Genomic DNA, 15,979 nt, shown 5'->3' with positions numbered 1-15,979 from the left:
CAGTTTTCAACTCGCGAGCTTAGGACTTGTTTTGGACCGCTTGAAGTTTGACTTCGATATTCGTATAATATAATAGCTGTTGGGGTTCGAAGCACGAATGCCGCATTCACGTAATGCGGTGAAAATAAAGAGGCTGCGGGAAGCAGCGTATGAAGTAACGCACTACGGAGAGATGGCCGAGTGGGCGAAGGCGCTCGCCTGGAGAGCGAGTAGACGGGCACAACCCTGTCTCGTGGGTTCGAATCCCACTCTCTCCGCCATTTGATATGTGAGAGGTTGGAATTTATAATTAATTTTGGCCGTGCTAAACGGGGAGGTAGCGGTGCCCTGAACCCGCAATCCGCTATAGCGGGGTTGAATCCTGCCCCCGGAAGCGGCTTGTGGAAACGGCTCTCGTAAGGAGTGAAGACGGTTGGGTCTCGCGCGACGGAGCTTCCTGAACCGTGTCAGGTCCTGACGGAAGCAGCACTAAAGGAAATCCTCCGGGTGCCGTGAGGGTGCCTGGCCCGAGCCACCTGCGGCGGGTGACGACCGGAAGCTGTTTTTCAAAGGCAGGTGCACGGCCAAATATTATCAAAGGCGCATCATTAAGTTTTCGCGGTTTGGATTTCCCGGACGGCGCATCTTTTTTGCGCTTTTTGTTTTTACAAAAGCTTTTACAAGGATTAAGCCGCGACGCACAGAAGTAATTTCTATGGGACGGGGCATTCCCTAAAACTGGTTTTGGGGGCGGGAGAGTGAATCCGGAAGAGTCGGCTTCGGTGGCCCTTTACCGCCAGTGGCGGCCGCAGACGTTTGCCGCCGTGGTAGGGCAGGAACATGTGACCCGCACGCTTAAAAACGCCCTGACAAGGGGAAAGGTGGCGCACGCCTACCTTTTTGCCGGGCCGCGGGGTACCGGAAAAACGAGCACGGCCCGGATCCTGGCGAAGGCCCTGAACTGCGCCGAAGGTCCGGCGGCGGAGCCGTGCAACGCCTGCGCGTCCTGCGGAGCGATAACCATCGGGAATTCGATGGATGTACTCGAAATAGACGCGGCGTCGCGGCGCGGTATCGACGAGATGAGGGAGCTTCGGGAAAGGGTGAAGCTCGCTCCGGTTTGCGGCCGTTATAAGATGTACATCATCGACGAGGCGCACATGCTTACCACGGAGGCGGCCAACGCTCTCCTGAAAACACTCGAAGAACCTCCCCCCAGGGTATTCTTTGTTCTCGCCACCACCGAACCCCATAAGATGCCGGTAACGATCCTTTCGCGCTGCCAGCGTTTTGATTTTCGCCGGGTACAGCCCGCGGATATACGGACCCGCCTGGAAGACGTGCTTTCGGCCATGCCGGATATGGCTACTCCCGCGGCGCTTGACTTGATCGCCCGTGCGGCGGAAGGAAGTCTGCGTGATGCGCTGGGCATCCTGGACCAGGTGCTTTCACTGGGTGAAGGGGAGGTGACCGAGGATACGGTCGCCGACCTTCTGGGAAAAGTACGCTTGGGGGCGCTCAACCAGATGATGGACTTCCTGCGCCGGGGAGATGCCGCCGGAGCTTTACGCCTGATCCAGGAGGTGGATGCGGCGGGCAAGGACATGGCGCTTTTTACCCGGGATTTGTTGGCGTTGTTGAGGGAGGAGCTGCTCGGGGAACTCAGGCGGGGAAGACCTGCTCCGCCCCGGATGGTTGATTGTCTGGAGGAGTTAAGCCGGGCGCTGGGCGAGATCTGGACCGCGGCGATTAAAACGCTGCCCCTGGAACTGGCGGTAATCCGGGCGCTGGCTGAGGCGCCGGAAACGGCCGCCGATACAACCGACCCCGCCCTTGAAAGGGTAAAAGGGATGTGGCCGGCGATACTTCGGGCGGTAAAAGAGGCGCGGCCGGTGACCTTCGGCTATGTGAGCCGGGCGCAGCCCTCAGTCGTCGACGGGAACCGTCTGAAAGTGTCCCTTGAGAACGCTCCCGGGCGCGAGGCCCTGGCACAGCCGGAGCACCGGGAGGTGGTGGAAAGGGTCCTGTCGCGCGTTCTCGGGGGAAAGTGGCGGCTCGAAGTATCGGAATAATAGAAGAACTCAACAGGATAAGAGGTGGTTGGTTTTGGACATTAACAAGATGATGAAACAGGTTCAGAAACTTCAGACGGATATGGCCAAGCTTCAGGAGGATCTGGCGGGGCGGACGGTGGAAGCCACTGCCGGAGGAGGTATGGTGCGGGCGGTTGCAAACGGCCGCCAGGAACTGGTGACGCTCGAAATCAAACCGGAAGCGGTGGACCCGGAAGACGTTGAGATGCTGCAGGATATGGTTCTGGCGGCGGTTAACGAATCACTGCGGCAGTCCAGGGATATGGCGGCCAAGGAGATGGCGCGTTTAACCGGAGGGATGGGCATCCCTCCCGGCCTTCTATAAAGGACATGCCTTACGCCCTTCCTATCGCTAAGTTAATCGAAGAGTTGAAGCGCCTTCCGGGCATCGGGCACAGAACCGCCCAGCGTTTGGCGCTTTATCTCCTCGGAGTGCCGGTGGAACAGGCCGAACGCCTTGCCGACGCCATTAAGGAGGCGCGGCAGACGGTTATTTATTGCTCGGTTTGCGGTAATTTTACGGATAACGACCCCTGCTCAATTTGCGCCAACCCGGCGCGCGACCATTCATTAATTTGCGTCGTGGAGGAACCGCGTGACGTCGAGGCCATTGAGCGATCAGGCAGTTTCAAGGGGGGGTACCACGTGCTGCACGGCGCGTTGTCCCCGCTCGACGGCATCGGGCCCGAGAAGTTGCGGATAAAAGAACTTCTGGTGCGGTTAAAGGAAAACACGGTAGTGGAACTGGTGCTTGCCACCGGTCCGGACACCGAGGGAGAGGCGACCGCCATCTATCTGCAGCGGTTGCTGCAGCCCCTTGAGATAAAAATCAGCAGGCTTGCTTACGGACTGCCGGTTGGCGCGGAAATTGAATTCGCCGATGAGCAGACAATTGCGCGGGCGATTGAGGGCCGACGCGAAATTAAATAGAGTTACAGGTATAATTTACCTCCTCTGGGAATAAGGTTGTTGCTGAAGAATAACGACTTGCAGCAAACAATCCAGATAAAAAAGTCTGACATCCGACATCCGATGTCCGACTACTGAAACTGGGGGTAAGGTGATGGACTGGAAGCTCGTGGCTTTGAGTGCTGTAGGCATTGTAGGGCTTTATTTGGTTGGAAGCGCCCTCGTGGCGCCGTTAAGGCTTTTGGCGCGTCTTTTAGCGGCACTTGTTATAGGCGGTCTTGTACTTGCCGTAATTAACACGGCAGGGTCTGTTTTTCACTTCCACATCGCGGTAAACCCGGTGACGATGCTTGCCGCAGGGGCTTTCCCTCTGCCCGGGGTGCTTTTAATGAGTCTGCTTGTCCTTTTTGTGGTGTAGCGGTTGACGTTGACCATGTTTTGCATTACCATAGAGAAAACCTGCGAGATATAAGGATTATTCTAGGTGCTTGGGGGTTAGGCCCCTATTTTGGACCGTATCGTTGAGGCGTATATCGGCGAGTATGCCAGCGGCAAGAGTGAATGCGCTATTAACCGGGCGCTGGAACTCGCGCGATTAAGACGAATAGAAGTATTTTCACGGATTCGGAGGGCGTTAAAAACCCGCCGTGGTGTTTTAGGGCCAAAGGGTAACCGGTCAATCACCGGCTTGTCACCTCCGGTCTCTAAAAAGCGGAGGTTTTTTCCGGCTTCCAAGGTTAATTTGGTCGACCTTGACGTGGTTGAACCCTTCTGGACCTTGAGGCCCTTAAAAAAGGAAATCGAGGCACTAGGAATCACGGTAATCGCCTGGGATCGCGAGGACGCCGAGGGTCTCGGCGAAGCCGGGACGGTGCTGAAACCGGCGGCGCGGTGGGCGTTGGCCCGGGAGGGCGACGTTGTTCTCGACGTCGGTTACGGTGTCGGCGGGGCCCGCGTACTGGAAATCATCGAGGGCTACGCGGAGAACACGGACCTTAAGGTTCTTGCGGTTATCAACGCGAGCCGCCCGATGACCGCCACGGTGCAGGACATCGTTGACCATGTCCGCTTCCTGGGACGGGTGGACGGACTGGTCAACAACACGCATCTCGGCGAAGAAACGGACACCGCGGTGGTACAGGAAGGGGCAAAAATCGTTACGGAGGCGGCGAGGATACTCGGCGTTCCGGTGACGGCTACGACGGCGTTGGACGGAATCGCCGCGTCGATAGGTTCCCGGGACTGCGAGGGGAATCCGGTACGTTTCCTGAGGCGGTTTATGCCCCGCGGTTTCTGGTAGGCGGAAGAAGTATTCTTGATTGATGGGGGTGGATCTTTTGGAAGAGGGACCGATCACGAAAGAAAAGAGAATGTTCATGACCGGTAACGAGACGGTGGCCTGGGCGGCGCTGGCCGCCGGGGCGGAGATTATGTACGGCTACCCGATAACGCCGCAGAACGAGATCATGCATTACTGGACAAGATTGGCGCCCAAGCACGGGCGGCTTTTCCTGCAAACGGAGGATGAGCTTTCAGCCGGCTTTACCACCATCGGCGGCGTTTTGGGCGGGAGGAGAGCTTTTACGGCAACGGCCGGCCCGGGAAACGTACTGATGCAGGAACCGGTGTCTATGGCCGAAATGATGCGGCTTCCGATAGTAGTAGTCGTTATGCAGCGGGGTGGCCCTTCCACCGCTACCGTGATTTACTCGCAGCAGGAAGTTACACTGACCACGCTCGGCGGAAACGGAGAGGGGTTCCGTATCGTTTATTCTCCGTCCACAAACCAGGAGCTGTTCGATTACACCATCAAAGCCTTTAACACAGCTTGGCGCTACCGCTTCCCGACCTTCGTTCTCGCCGACGGGTATCAGGCAAAGCTCAGGGAGCCCTTGACCATCTACGATCCTGCAGCCCGGGGCATCAAGATGGTACCGACCGAAGCTTATACCGGACGTCCGGGGATGCCGGGCGCCGACCGGCCTCCGGGGCAATACCGCAACACTTATAACACGGAGGAAGAGCTCTACGAAGTGATCTTGGGGCTCGCCGCCGAATACGAGAAGATGGCGGCGGAGGTTGCGGAATATCAGTCTATCGGCACGGAGGACGCAAGCGTTGTAGTCGTAGCCCACGGGGTTGTTGCCCGGGCGGCGAAGGATGCGGTGGAGACACTCCGGGAGGAAGGCCTAAAGGTGGGGTATTTCCGGCCCGTAACATTACGGCCGTTGCCGGTGGCGGAGCTTCGGGCGGTTGCAGGAAGCGCGCAAAAGCTTCTGATCGCGGAATCGGCATACGGGCAACTGGCACGTCTTGTTAAAGAGGCGATTTACGGTACTAAAACCGAGATTGTACCGTTATATAAACCCGGACTCGGGGTCACTTCGGAAGAGATATACGCCCGGGCCCGGGAAAATGTGGGTTAAGGGGGGTGGAGGTAATGCAGGTTTCACCGGCGATGCCGAAAAGCTGGCGGCGGGACACCAAGCCCCATAAGTTTTGCCCGGGGTGCGGTCACGGTCTGGCGCTCAAAGCCCTGGGCGAAGCGATAGATGAACTGGGGATCCAGGATAAGGCCGTTTTCGGGTGCGATATCGGCTGCTCGCTCCTGGCCTGGGATTTCTTTAACGTGGATACCGTTCAGACGCACCACGGCCGTACCGTTCCGGTAATGACCGGGCTGAAACGCGCCCGCACGGAACTTGTTTGTATCGCTTACATGGGTGACGGCGGCGGTTACGCCATCGGGGCGCAGCATATGGTCAACGCGGCGGCCAGGAACGAGAAAATCACCGCTATTCTAATCAATAACACCCAGTATGGGATGACCGGCGGTCAAATGGCCCCGACCACCATGCCGGGGCAGAAGACGGAGACCACTCCTTACGGCAGGGACCCGGAAGTGGCGGGTTATCCGACCAAAGGACCGGAGATGGTGGCGGCGATTACCGATGAACGCGCCTACGTGGCGCGCGGAACCGTTGCCCGCCCGCGACAGCTTAAGGAATTCATGAAAAAGGCGCTCCAGAACCAGCTGGACGGCAGGGGCTTTTCCTTTATCGAGGTGGTTTCCGCCTGTCCTACAAACTGGCGGACAAACGCCAAGGAGACTTGGTACTGGGTAGAGAAGACGCTTCCATCCTACTTCCCCGTAGGGGAATTAAAAGTTCCGGAAGCTCTTCGCGCCGGAGGGGGTGCGAAGAATGAGTAAGCCCATTCGGATCGTAGCGGCCGGAGAGGGCGGCCAGGGCGTGCAGGCCATAGCGGAGATTTTGGCCGAGGCGGCCTATGAGGAAGGGCGCCAGGTTTTATACATCCCGGCCTTCGGCGTGGAACAGCGGGGCGGGGTTTCGCTGGCCTTTCTGCAGGTCGGCGACGAACCCATAGCGGCGCCGAAGTTCGAGACGGCCGATATCGTGGTGGCCCTGAGCGGCCGGGCGGTGCACCGGACCAAACAGTACGTCGGACCGGAAACGGTCTTCGTGTACGATACCTATGCGGAGGTTGAGGAGAAAGATCTCCCGAAAAACGCGAAGCGCGTACTGGCGATCCCCGGGCTTGAGGTCGCCCGGAAGGAGCTGCACCCGCGGGTATTCAACGTCCTCGTAATGGGCGCCGTGGTTGCGGCCACCAAAGTGGTCTCGGCGGACGACGCCAAGAAGGCCATTGAAAAGCGCCTCGGCTACAAATTCGAAAAAGAACCGAAGCTACGGGAACTTAACTACCGGGCGATCGAGCGCGGTATGGATCTCGTAAGCAAGGCGCTTTAAGGAGGGTGGCAAAGTGGAGGCACAGCCCGTAGTTTACCAAGCGGAAAAAGGATCATTCTGTCTTTTCCCGAACCTGTGCAAAGGGTGCGGGTTATGCATAGAGAAGTGCCCAAAGCACGCCCTGAGCTGGTCGAAGGTTCTCGGCGCTTACGGCACACCGGCGGTGGAAGCAAACCAGGACTGCAACATTTGCGGGATTTGCCAGAGGGTTTGTCCTGACTGCGCGATTCTTGTGGCCCGTAAGGACGGCAAGGAAGCATAATTTAGTAACAGTCGGTAGCAGACAGTAGATAGTAGTTAAGAGTTAAGAGTTGCGAGTTACGGGTTACGAGTCCTCAGTCGAAAGTCCCTAGTCTGGAATCAGGGGAATTGGGAAACCGGGGTTACGAGTTGCGATTTGCGATTCAGCCACCGGAAACGAGAGACTCGTAGGCTTTGAACTTAGAAGCAGTATTGTAACTTACAAGGAGCGTAACGAGAAGTGATGCAGTGCAAGGAAGGCTGGGGAGACGAACCGGAGCGTACTGATTACGTACGTGAGGATTTGGCTCGCCGGGCTGACGCCGCAATGCATTGCTTATCGTTGCGCCCTCCGAAAGAACGAATATAATATGCCACAAAGACGCTACCCGGTTGTAGACAGTCTCAAGCGTTACGTGCGCAAAGGGTTGATACCCTTTCACACACCGGGACACTTGCAGGGAAAGGCGGCTCCACCGGTGCTAAGCCACTGGTGGGGCCGTTCCGTTTTCGAGGCCGACCTTACGGAAGTGCCGGGTCTTGACGACCTCAGCGCTCCCGTCGGGGCGATCCGGCGGGCGCAGGAACAAACGGCGGCTATGGCGGGCGCAGGGGAAACCTTTTTCCTGGTTAACGGAAGTACTGCGGGCGTGCAGGCGATGTTCCTGGCGGCCACCCGTCCGGGTGACGCTGTGATCCTTCCCCGCGCGGTACACCGGTCGGTGATTTCGTCTTTGGTACTCAGCGGCGCGCAACCGGAGTTTATACCGGGGTGGAGTCCGGACGGCCTCACCATCCCTCTGCCGCCCCGGGAGTCTGATTACCGGGAAGCCCTGGAACGGCACCCGCGGGTGCGGGCCCTGTTTACGGTTTATCCCGATTATTACGGGGTTGCGGCCGACCTGAAGGCGTTGTCCGGTCTCGCGCGGGCATGCGAGTTGCCGCTTCTTGTCGACGCGGCGCACGGGGTTCTTTTTGGTCGCCACCCGGGGATGCCGCCGGGAGCGATGGCCTGCGGGGCCGACGCAGCGGTGGAAAGCGTTCATAAAAGGGCCGGCGCGCTTACACAGGCGGCCTGGCTGCACGTACAGGGGGACAGGCTGGAGCGGTCCCGGATACGGGACTCCCTCCGGATTCTGACCACCACCAGCCCGTCTTATCTGCTGCTTGCTTCACTCGACGGGGCGCGGCGGCAATTAGAGGTATCCGGCTTCAGCATCTGCGAGCGGCAGATCGAACTGGCGGAGCATGCACGCCGGGCGCTTTCCCGGCTGCCCGGGGTGGGTGTGCTTCGCGGTTTGCCGGAAGGTTATATGATTGATCCGACGCGGCTGGTGGTAAGCTTTAAAGAAGCCCGCGTCAGCGGTCTCACCGCGGCGAAACAGATGCGCCGCTGCGGGGTGGTCGTTGAGATGGCGGATTTCACCGGAGTTGTTCTTCTATTCAGCCCCGCCCACCGTATGCGGGACCTGAAGGTGCTGCTGAGGGCGGTGGAAACGGCACTGAAGGGACCGAAAACGAGGATGACGGTACCTTTTCCCCAAGCGCCGCCGTTGCGGATTAACCCGCGGGAGGCCTGGCTGGCCCCCGCGAAACAGGTTGCGCTCGAAAGCGCCGTGGGGCTTGTGAGCGCCGAAACGGCTGCGCCGGCGCCGCCGGGGATTCCGGTTTTGGTCCCGGGCGAGGAGGTTACCCCCGAAGCGGTGGCCTATCTGAAGTCATTGCGCGATGCGGGTGTTGCGGTTCACGGAACCGCCGACCGGCGGTTGGAAACCCTCAGGGTGGTGCGATAAGCGGGCGGTAGCTTTTTAGATACTCGGTGGGCGTAGCGATAAGCAACGCATTGCTGCGTCAGCCGAGCGGAGCCGAATCCTCATGTACTTCCGTGTACACTCCGGTTCGCCCCCGCCCGGTCTTCCTTGCACTGCATTGCTTCTTGCTACGTTCCGTCAATGTGATGTAGGACCGTCAGTGTGATGTAGGAGGCTGAACAGATACAGTGGGCGGATTTTTCATATCTCTCGAAGGAATCGACGGCGTGGGAAAAACCACGCAGGTACGACGGCTGGCGGAAAGGCTCCGGGGGCAGCGACTTGAATTGGTAACGGTGCGCGAACCCGGGGGGACGGCAACCGGCGAGGCGATCAGGGACGTTCTGAAGGATCCGGCAAGGACCATCGACGCAAGGGCGGAAGCCTGCCTGTACGCTGCCGCCCGGGCCGAACTGGTGGCGCAGGTGATCCAGCCGGCGCTGGAGGCCGGAAAGATCGTCCTGGCCGACCGCTACGCGGATTCTACGATCGCCTATCAGGGTGCGGGACGAGGTCTTTCTGAAGAGCTTCTGCGTGCGCTTAACACCCTGGTCACGGGCGGTCTTTATCCTGGTCTTACCATAATCATAGACCTCCCGGCGGACGAGGCGCTGGCCAGACTGTCGCGGACTAAGACCGCGGATCGCATGGAAAGGCTCGATTTGTCTTTCTTCGAACGGGTAAGGGAACGGTATCTGCAGCTTGCCGCCGAAGGCGGACACCGTGTTGCGGTTGTTGACGGCACCGGGACGGAGGAGCAGGTGGAAACCGGGATATACAAGGTGGTTCGGGAGGTCCTGGAAAATTGTACGAGATGATTCGGGGGCAGGATACGGCGATAATACGCCTGAAAACCGCGGCGCGTCTGGGGAAGGTGGCGCATGCCTACCTTTTTACCGGACCTCCCGGCGTCGGGAAAGTCGCCACCGCCAAGGCCTTTGCCGCCGCTCTTTTTTGCGACGGGGGAGCCGCCACGGGAACCGCCTGCGGCAGATGCCCGCAGTGCCGGATGGTCAGCGGCGCGGGCCACCCGGACATGCACGAAATAGCTCCCGACGGGGCTTCAATCGGCATCGACCAGGTGCGAGCGACGGTCTTTACCGTAGGCCGTAAACCCTATCATCGACGGCATGTGGTGATAATCGACCAGGCGGAGCTTTGCACCGCCCAGGCCCAGAACGCCTTCTTGAAAACGCTTGAAGAACCTCCGGGAGAAACGGTTTTCATCCTTGTTTCCGCGCGGCCGGAAGCACTCCTGCCGACCGTTGTGTCCCGCTGCTGTGACGTGAGGTTTCACCGTCTCAAGCCCGAGATCATCGCCGGGGAACTGGTCCGGAGGTACGGCGTTCCTGAAAAAGAAGCAAGGGTGCTGGCCGTTCTTGCCGGGGGAAGTATGAGCAGGGCGCTTGAGCTGATGGACCCCCTGGTGGCAGCGTTGAAAGAGAAGGTAATAGAAATGGCCAGGAAGCCGGCGCTCGCCAAGGTTCAGGAACTCGTCAAAAACAATAAAGTTGAAAAAACGGTGGCGGAAAAAGGGCTGGAGTTCTTCAGCCTCTGGTACCGCGACCTTTTGTTATACAGGTTTACCAAAGACCCCGAACTGGTGATCAACACAGACCATCTGGCGGCGGTCGAAAAGGCGGGCGTACCGCTTAAGAACCTGATTGCGGCGGTGGAAGCGGTCGAGGACGGGAAGAAGATGTTGCGGGCCAACGTCAACCCGCGCCTGGTTTTCGAGGGACTCGTGGTACGCCTTGCTTCTGTTATGCGCACTTCGGGGTGACTGCGGGTTTTTCGATACGGCCGCGGCGGAAGTTAAAATGATTGCGCGCGTGTTTTTTTAGTGCGGCGGCGGATTACCAAGTATAATAAGAATCGGCGCATACGAAACGAAGGAATGCCCAGGGTGGTTTCGCCGACGGGACGCCCCTGATTTATTAAGACAATAACGGGTAACAAAGTATAAAAACGGGCCGCGAGCGAGAAAAGCTTATTCCCCCACATACCGCTAGCGGTACCACAGGGATAAAATATAGATCCGTAAGCTTGTTGCTTAACTGCAGTAGTGTAACATAAACGAAACGCTGTGAGAAGCGAGCAGAGCAAGGAAGATTGGCAAGGACGAGCCGGAGCGTACATAAGAGGTACGTGAGGACCCGGCCTTGTCAAGCTGACGTAGCTATACGAAGCTTATCGCGGCGCCCAGCAAAAGAAGTACTATCTTCAGAGGGAGGAGAACGTTTGGAGGCTGTAGGCGTACGCTTTAAAAAGGCCGGAAAGGTTTATTATTTCAACCCCGGCTCGCTCGAGTTGAAGCCGGGCGACAAGGTGATTGTGGAAACCGTGCGCGGAGTAGAGTTCGGCTGTGTGGTTGCCGGACCCACCAGCGTCAATATTGACTCGGCGGCCTTAAAGCCGGTCATACGGCTGGCGGCGCCCGAGGATATAAAACAGATACTGGCGAACCGGGAAAAGGAACGCCAGGCATTTAAGACATGCCGGGATAAAATCGCAGCGCACGGTCTGCCCATGAAACTCATCGGGGTTGACTATACCCTTGACGGAAGCAAGGTTATTTTTTATTTCACCGCGGAAGGGCGGGTCGACTTTCGGCAGTTGGTGCGTGACCTGGCGGCGGTTTTCAAAACCAGGATCGAGCTTCGTCAAATCGGTGTCCGGGACGAGGCCAAGGCGCTCGGAGGGTTAGGCTCCTGCGGCCGGGAATTATGCTGCACAACGTGGCTGTTCGATTTCGCGCCGGTTTCGATACGTATGGCAAAGGGACAGAATCTTGTATTAAACCCCACCAAGATCTCCGGCATCTGCGGCAGATTGATGTGCTGTCTTAGGTACGAAAGCCCGAACTACCGGGGGGAAGACGGCGTGCCCGAGGAGGACGAGGGAGGAGAGGAATAATCAGCTCTATGCCCGACGCTCCAGGTTCGAAAACCCAGACGGTTTCTCCGGGAACCCTTTATGTATGCCCGACGCCCATCGGGAATCTGGAGGATATTACATTGCGAAGCTTACGGGTCCTGCGGGAAGCCACCGTGATCGCCGCCGAGGACACGCGGCACACCCGGAAACTGCTGGCCCACTACAATATAAACACGCCCCTCCAGAGTTATCACAGTCACAACCAGCAGGCCCGGGGAGAGGAGTTACTGGGACGGCTCTCCCGCGGCGATACCGTGGCCCTGGTATCCGATGCCGGGATGCCCGGTATTTCGGACCCGGGCGCGGCGCTGATACGGGAGGCGCTGGCACGCCGGTTGCGGGTGGAGGTTCTTCCGGGACCGTCCGCGGTTCTCACGGCGATAGTAGCCTCGGGGTTCGATACCAGCGGGTTTGTTTTTGAGGGGTTTCTCCCGGTGAAACACCGGCGGCGGGCCTTAGAAAACCTCATTAATGAAGAGCGTACCATAGTCATCTTCGAAGGGCCGCACCGGCTCCTTGCCACCCTCAAGGGCATCATGACGTTGTTAGGGGACAGACCGGTGGCGGTAGCCCGCGAACTTACCAAAATCCACGAGCAGGTATTCCGGGGCACGGTTTCCAACGCGCTGGAACACTTTCAAGCGAAACCGCCTAAAGGGGAAATAACCATTGTCCTGGCCGGAGCAAAACCGGAAAAAGAAGATACGATTCCCGACGAAGGCGTGGTTTTTTCCCTTGTACAGCAATTAACGGCGGAAGGAATGCAAAAGCGAGCAGCCATAAAAGAAACTGCTCGCCGTTTTGGCGTGTCCTCGCGGAAGGTATATGCCATTGTGGAAAATCTGAGAGGCTAGGAGGCCTTTTTACATTGCTTTCGCCCGGTCAGACATCGCAACAGCGCATTCACGGCATACCAGTTTGCCGCGGTAATGCTGCACTTCGGAGGCGTTGCCGCAGAAGACGCAGGCAGGCTCGTACTTTTTCAGGATGATCTTCTCTTGGTCAACATAGATTTCTAGCGCGTCTTTCTCTTCGATGCCTAACGTACGCCGTAACTCGATGGGAATAACAACCCGACCGAGTTCGTCCACCTTGCGTACAATGCCCGTTGATTTCACTCCGCTTTCCCTCCCTTTGAAATGATTTGTCAGAATACCTCTAAATAAATACAAATAAATGTTACCAGGCATGGCAGTTAAAGTCAACATTATTACAAAAAATTTTATCCGTTTACATATTCTTTTTTATGTTTTAAAAAATGTAAGACCCATGTAAAGCGGAAAACTGCCCAATGAACCTTTATTTTAAACGCCAATTAAATAATCCGGACTGGTAGGTCTGTGGGTAATAGGTGATAAAAAAATTTGTGAAACCGTGTTAATAAAGGGTAACTTTGTGCCGAATATATGACAGGGCCTGCTTAGTTTTTGCGAGGAGGTTAGGACAAAATGGGCAAACCCAATTGCTGGGACTTTAAGAACTGTTCCGTCGACCGAATGAGACAATGCCCCGCTTACGTTCAAAACCTGGGGCGCCGTTGCTGGCGGGTTAACGGGACGCTTTGCACCGGAAAAGAAGCGAGAAACATGGCCGAAAAACTCGCCGACTGCCTTAAATGTGAGGCCTACGCTAATATAGTCAGACTGAAGTGGTATCAGACGAATTACGCGCGGTTCGCTTTTTTTGTCGCTCTCCCCGCTTTAGTTATTTTGACGGTTGCGGCTGTCCTGTCGCGGATGGTGGAATCCAACGAGGTTTTTCTCCTTGTCTTTTTAGTCGCTATGGCGATATGCGGGATTCTTACGTTTGCGCCTGCCTACAAAATGATGCGCCCGGTCACCATTCTGAAGGAAAAACTGTACGAATTAGGTTTGGGCAACCTGTCTTCTAAGGAAGCGATCGTCCCGCGGCGGGACGAGTTCATGCTGGTGGCGGTGGCCCTTAACGATTTGGCCGATGTCATGAAGGACGTAATCCACAGCATTAAAAACAATGCGCATGTACTGGCCTCTTCCGCGGAAGAGCTCACGGCCAGCATGGAACAGGCGGCCGTCGGGGCGTCGGAGACCGCGGGAACGGTCAACGAAATCGCTTCCACGGTGGAAAACATCAACCAGGACATTCATATGGTCGCCGGCATGGCCGAGGGCGCGGCGGCAAAAGCAGGCGAGGGCAGCAGCGATCTGGTGGAAGTCGACCGTCAGATGCATGAGATTAAATCAGCGGCGCAGAACGTGGGCGCGGTTGTGGAGGAACTGAGCAAAAGGGCGGGAGAAATCACCAAGATTACGGAACTGATTACCCAGATCGCCGATCAGACCAACCTTCTCGCACTGAACGCCGCCATCGAAGCGGCCCGCGCCGGGGAGCACGGCCGGGGGTTTGCGGTGGTTGCGGAAGAGGTCCGCAAACTGGCCGAGCAGTCCGGAAAGGCGGCCGATGATATTCGCACGCTGATTATGGCGATGCAGTCGCAAACCCAACAGGCCGTCGGGGCGATGGGTGAGAGCCTGGAACTGGTGGAAGCGGGCAGCAGTGTGGTCGGGAAAGCGGGTGCCTCCTTCCGGGCGATTATCGATAGCGTGCGCGAGGTGACCGACCAGATACGGAATATCGATAAGGCGGCGAAGGAGATCGGCAGCGCGGTGACGAGCGTGGCGGCGTCCGTTGAGCAGCAAAGCGCCGTGACGCAAGAGGTTTCGTCTTCAGCCGAGGCGCTGGCGAAACTGGCGGAGAACGCCCAGCAGCTGGTGGATCGGTTCAAGCTTTAGAGCATTATTACGAAAAAAACGTGGGTCCGGCCCGGCACTCAACCCAACTGGAAATAGGAATAGTTCCTGCGAAGGAAAGCGTTTTTTGCGGAATCTATGCCAAGTGGGTTGGGTGCCGGGCAATTTTTAATACAACCTGGATGGGTGCGTGGTGTACTGAACATTTACCAAATTCCTGTTTTGAACACTACCTTTATAATCTTTGGTTTTGTTATTCTAAATACTGACTACTAACTACTGAATTCTTTCTTAATAAACCACCGTGATTGTGCCCGCTCTGCCCGGGGTTGCGGCGCCGATAACTGCGGCGGAGGGTACCGGACGTTTTTCGAGGGCTGTGAGCAGTTGTTCGATCCGGTCGTGCGCTACGGCGATAAGCAGGCCGCCGGAGGTCTGCGGGTCGTGAAGTAAATCCCGCAGGACGCCGGGGACCCCCGGTGCGAATTGAACGCGGGGAGCTACGAAATCACGGTTGGCGTAAGCCCCGGCCGGGATAAGACCGGATGACGCCAAATCCTTGACCTGCGAAAGAAGCGGCAGCTTGCCGGTTTCAATGGTCAGGTGTACACCGCTGGCGCGGGCCATTTCCAGGGCGTGTCCCAGAAGTCCGAAACCGGTGATATCGGTGCAGGCGTTTACTCCTACTTCCTGCATGGCTTCAGAGGCGGCGCGGTTCAAGGCGGCCATTTCCCGACAGGCTTCGTCGATAACCGGCGGCGGGGCCAAATCGGCCTTAATGGCGGTGCTTACGATCCCGAAGCCAAGTTTTTTGGTTAAAACCAGAAGGTCGCCCTCGGCGGCGCCGCGGTTGGTAACAAGCCTTTCGGGACGAACCACGCCGGTAACGGACAGGCCGTACTTGGGTTCATTGTCCTCGATGCTGTGGCCGCCTACAAGTAAGGCGCCCGCCTCCTTAACCTTGGCGGCGCCGCCCAGGAGGATGTTTTCCATCGTTTCCAGGTCGCCGCAGGCCGTGGGGTAGCAGATGATGTTAAGCGCGGTCAGCGGCTTTCCGCCCATCGCGTAAACATCACTCAAGGCATTGGCGGCGGCGATTTGACCGAAAAGGTATGGATCGTCCACCACGGGGGTGAAGAAATCCACCGTTTGAATAAGGGCAAGGTCACCGTTAAGAAGATAAACCCCGGCGTCATCCGCGGTTTTAATGCTCGTGAGAAGGCGTTCGTCGTTGACGACCGGCAGTTTATCAAGTATGCGGGCCAGCGTCCCGGGCCCGATCTTGGCCGCTCACCCCGAACTAGTGGTCATGGAGGTCAGCTTTTTACGAGTTGTCAAGCTCCGGGAGCCTCCTTTCCGGTCCGACTGCCGAAAAAGTCTCAGACCACTACCTGGAAGAATTCGCGGGGGTTCACCTAATCCCTTCAGTTAGGGTGTGCAAAAATGGATGCGCAAAACCATTTTAAAAGAACGGTCGGCTCGCGCATACTTTAATCCGCCGGGAGTTTGGC

The 15,979-nt window shown here is 57.5% G+C and carries 16 protein-coding genes, 1 tRNA gene, 1 other RNA gene and 1 pseudogene; 17 read left to right on the top strand and 2 right to left on the bottom strand.

From position 1 onward, the window contains the following. Positions 1-166: 166 nt before the first annotated feature. From AB1500_10775 to rsmI, 16 genes and pseudogenes are all read left to right on the top strand, one after another. A tRNA-Ser gene (locus tag AB1500_10775) sits at positions 167-260 on the top strand. A gap of 39 nt (positions 261-299) precedes the next feature. Beyond that, positions 300-563, top strand: an RNA gene (gene ffs, locus AB1500_10770) — signal recognition particle sRNA large type. Positions 564-737: 174 nt separating this feature from the next. Continuing rightward, on the top strand, positions 738-2,051 hold the full coding sequence (gene dnaX / locus AB1500_10765; GenBank protein MEW6183635.1) for a DNA polymerase III subunit gamma/tau: 1,314 nt from the start codon (positions 738-740) through the stop codon (positions 2,049-2,051). A 49-nt stretch (positions 2,052-2,100) separates the two neighbouring features. Next, on the top strand, positions 2,101-2,397 hold the full coding sequence (locus AB1500_10760; protein ID MEW6183634.1) for a YbaB/EbfC family nucleoid-associated protein: 297 nt from the start codon (positions 2,101-2,103) through the stop codon (positions 2,395-2,397). Positions 2,398-2,402: 5 nt separating this feature from the next. After that, positions 2,403-3,002 (top strand): recombination mediator RecR, encoded by a 600-nt coding sequence (recR, locus tag AB1500_10755; GenBank protein MEW6183633.1) that lies wholly within the window; start codon positions 2,403-2,405, stop codon positions 3,000-3,002. Between the two features lie 133 nt (positions 3,003-3,135). After that, the gene (locus AB1500_10750; GenBank protein MEW6183632.1) at positions 3,136-3,399 is read left to right on the top strand and encodes a pro-sigmaK processing inhibitor BofA family protein; all 264 of its coding nucleotides are present in this window, start codon (positions 3,136-3,138) and stop codon (positions 3,397-3,399) included. An 87-nt stretch (positions 3,400-3,486) separates the two neighbouring features. Further along, entirely contained in the window at positions 3,487-4,281 is a 795-nt protein-coding gene (locus AB1500_10745; GenBank protein MEW6183631.1) for a hypothetical protein, read from the top strand. 37 nt (positions 4,282-4,318) lie between these two features. After that, complete coding sequence (locus AB1500_10740; protein ID MEW6183630.1) at positions 4,319-5,407, top strand: ferredoxin oxidoreductase; 1,089 nt, start codon at positions 4,319-4,321, stop codon at positions 5,405-5,407. Between the two features lie 14 nt (positions 5,408-5,421). Then, the gene (locus tag AB1500_10735; protein MEW6183629.1) at positions 5,422-6,192 is read left to right on the top strand and encodes a thiamine pyrophosphate-dependent enzyme; all 771 of its coding nucleotides are present in this window, start codon (positions 5,422-5,424) and stop codon (positions 6,190-6,192) included. After that, positions 6,185-6,751 (top strand): 2-oxoacid:acceptor oxidoreductase family protein, encoded by a 567-nt coding sequence (locus tag AB1500_10730; protein MEW6183628.1) that lies wholly within the window; start codon positions 6,185-6,187, stop codon positions 6,749-6,751. Before AB1500_10735 ends, AB1500_10730 begins: the two co-directional genes overlap by 8 nt. A 13-nt stretch (positions 6,752-6,764) precedes the next feature. Next, on the top strand, positions 6,765-7,013 hold the full coding sequence (locus AB1500_10725) for a ferredoxin family protein (protein MEW6183627.1): 249 nt from the start codon (positions 6,765-6,767) through the stop codon (positions 7,011-7,013). Between the two features lie 349 nt (positions 7,014-7,362). Further along, positions 7,363-8,784, top strand: coding sequence for an aminotransferase class I/II-fold pyridoxal phosphate-dependent enzyme (locus tag AB1500_10720; GenBank protein MEW6183626.1), 1,422 nt, complete (start codon positions 7,363-7,365; stop codon positions 8,782-8,784). Between the two features lie 206 nt (positions 8,785-8,990). Continuing rightward, positions 8,991-9,620, top strand: coding sequence for a dTMP kinase (tmk, locus tag AB1500_10715; GenBank protein MEW6183625.1), 630 nt, complete (start codon positions 8,991-8,993; stop codon positions 9,618-9,620). Beyond that, on the top strand, positions 9,617-10,585 hold the full coding sequence (gene holB, locus AB1500_10710; GenBank protein ID MEW6183624.1) for a DNA polymerase III subunit delta': 969 nt from the start codon (positions 9,617-9,619) through the stop codon (positions 10,583-10,585). The genes tmk and holB overlap by 4 nt, the downstream gene beginning before the upstream one ends. Before the next feature lie 458 nt (positions 10,586-11,043). Then, a pseudogene (locus AB1500_10705) lies at positions 11,044-11,694 on the top strand (stage 0 sporulation family protein). Positions 11,695-11,726: 32 nt separating this feature from the next. Continuing rightward, entirely contained in the window at positions 11,727-12,593 is an 867-nt protein-coding gene (rsmI, locus tag AB1500_10700; protein ID MEW6183623.1) for a 16S rRNA (cytidine(1402)-2'-O)-methyltransferase, read from the top strand. Between the two features lie 9 nt (positions 12,594-12,602). On the opposite strand, the gene AB1500_10695 is transcribed toward rsmI, so the two are convergent. Further along, positions 12,603-12,857, bottom strand: coding sequence for an AbrB/MazE/SpoVT family DNA-binding domain-containing protein (locus AB1500_10695; GenBank protein ID MEW6183622.1), 255 nt, complete (start codon positions 12,855-12,857; stop codon positions 12,603-12,605). 330 nt (positions 12,858-13,187) lie between these two features. On the opposite strand from AB1500_10695, the gene AB1500_10690 reads away from it, so the two are divergent. Beyond that, positions 13,188-14,510 carry a methyl-accepting chemotaxis protein gene (locus AB1500_10690; protein MEW6183621.1) on the top strand — a complete coding sequence of 441 codons (1,323 nt, stop codon included), beginning with the start codon at positions 13,188-13,190 and terminating at the stop codon, positions 14,508-14,510. A gap of 249 nt (positions 14,511-14,759) precedes the next feature. Here the strand turns inward: AB1500_10690 and selD are convergent, their stop codons facing one another. After that, positions 14,760-15,779, bottom strand: coding sequence for a selenide, water dikinase SelD (gene selD, locus AB1500_10685; protein ID MEW6183620.1), 1,020 nt, complete (start codon positions 15,777-15,779; stop codon positions 14,760-14,762). Positions 15,780-15,979: the final 200 nt, after the last annotated feature.

The organism is Bacillota bacterium (assembly GCA_040755295.1).
GTDB lineage: Bacteria > Bacillota > Desulfotomaculia > Desulfotomaculales > Ammonificaceae > SURF-55.
The sequence above is the reverse complement of the archived record's forward strand: the minus strand, read 5'-3'. Positions and strand labels throughout refer to the sequence as shown.

Coding starts and splice junctions, on each gene's coding strand:
- AB1500_10760 (MEW6183634.1), top strand. CDS start 2,101: ATGATGAAACAGGTTCAGAAACTTCAGACGGATATGGCCAAGCTTCAG.
- recR (MEW6183633.1), top strand. CDS start 2,403: ATGCCTTACGCCCTTCCTATCGCTAAGTTAATCGAAGAGTTGAAGCGC.
- AB1500_10750 (MEW6183632.1), top strand. CDS start 3,136: ATGGACTGGAAGCTCGTGGCTTTGAGTGCTGTAGGCATTGTAGGGCTT.
- AB1500_10735 (MEW6183629.1), top strand. CDS start 5,422: ATGCAGGTTTCACCGGCGATGCCGAAAAGCTGGCGGCGGGACACCAAG.
- AB1500_10730 (MEW6183628.1), top strand. CDS start 6,185: ATGAGTAAGCCCATTCGGATCGTAGCGGCCGGAGAGGGCGGCCAGGGC.
- AB1500_10720 (MEW6183626.1), top strand. CDS start 7,363: ATGCCACAAAGACGCTACCCGGTTGTAGACAGTCTCAAGCGTTACGTG.
- holB (MEW6183624.1), top strand. CDS start 9,617: ATGATTCGGGGGCAGGATACGGCGATAATACGCCTGAAAACCGCGGCG.
- rsmI (MEW6183623.1), top strand. CDS start 11,727: ATGCCCGACGCTCCAGGTTCGAAAACCCAGACGGTTTCTCCGGGAACC.
- AB1500_10690 (MEW6183621.1), top strand. CDS start 13,188: ATGGGCAAACCCAATTGCTGGGACTTTAAGAACTGTTCCGTCGACCGA.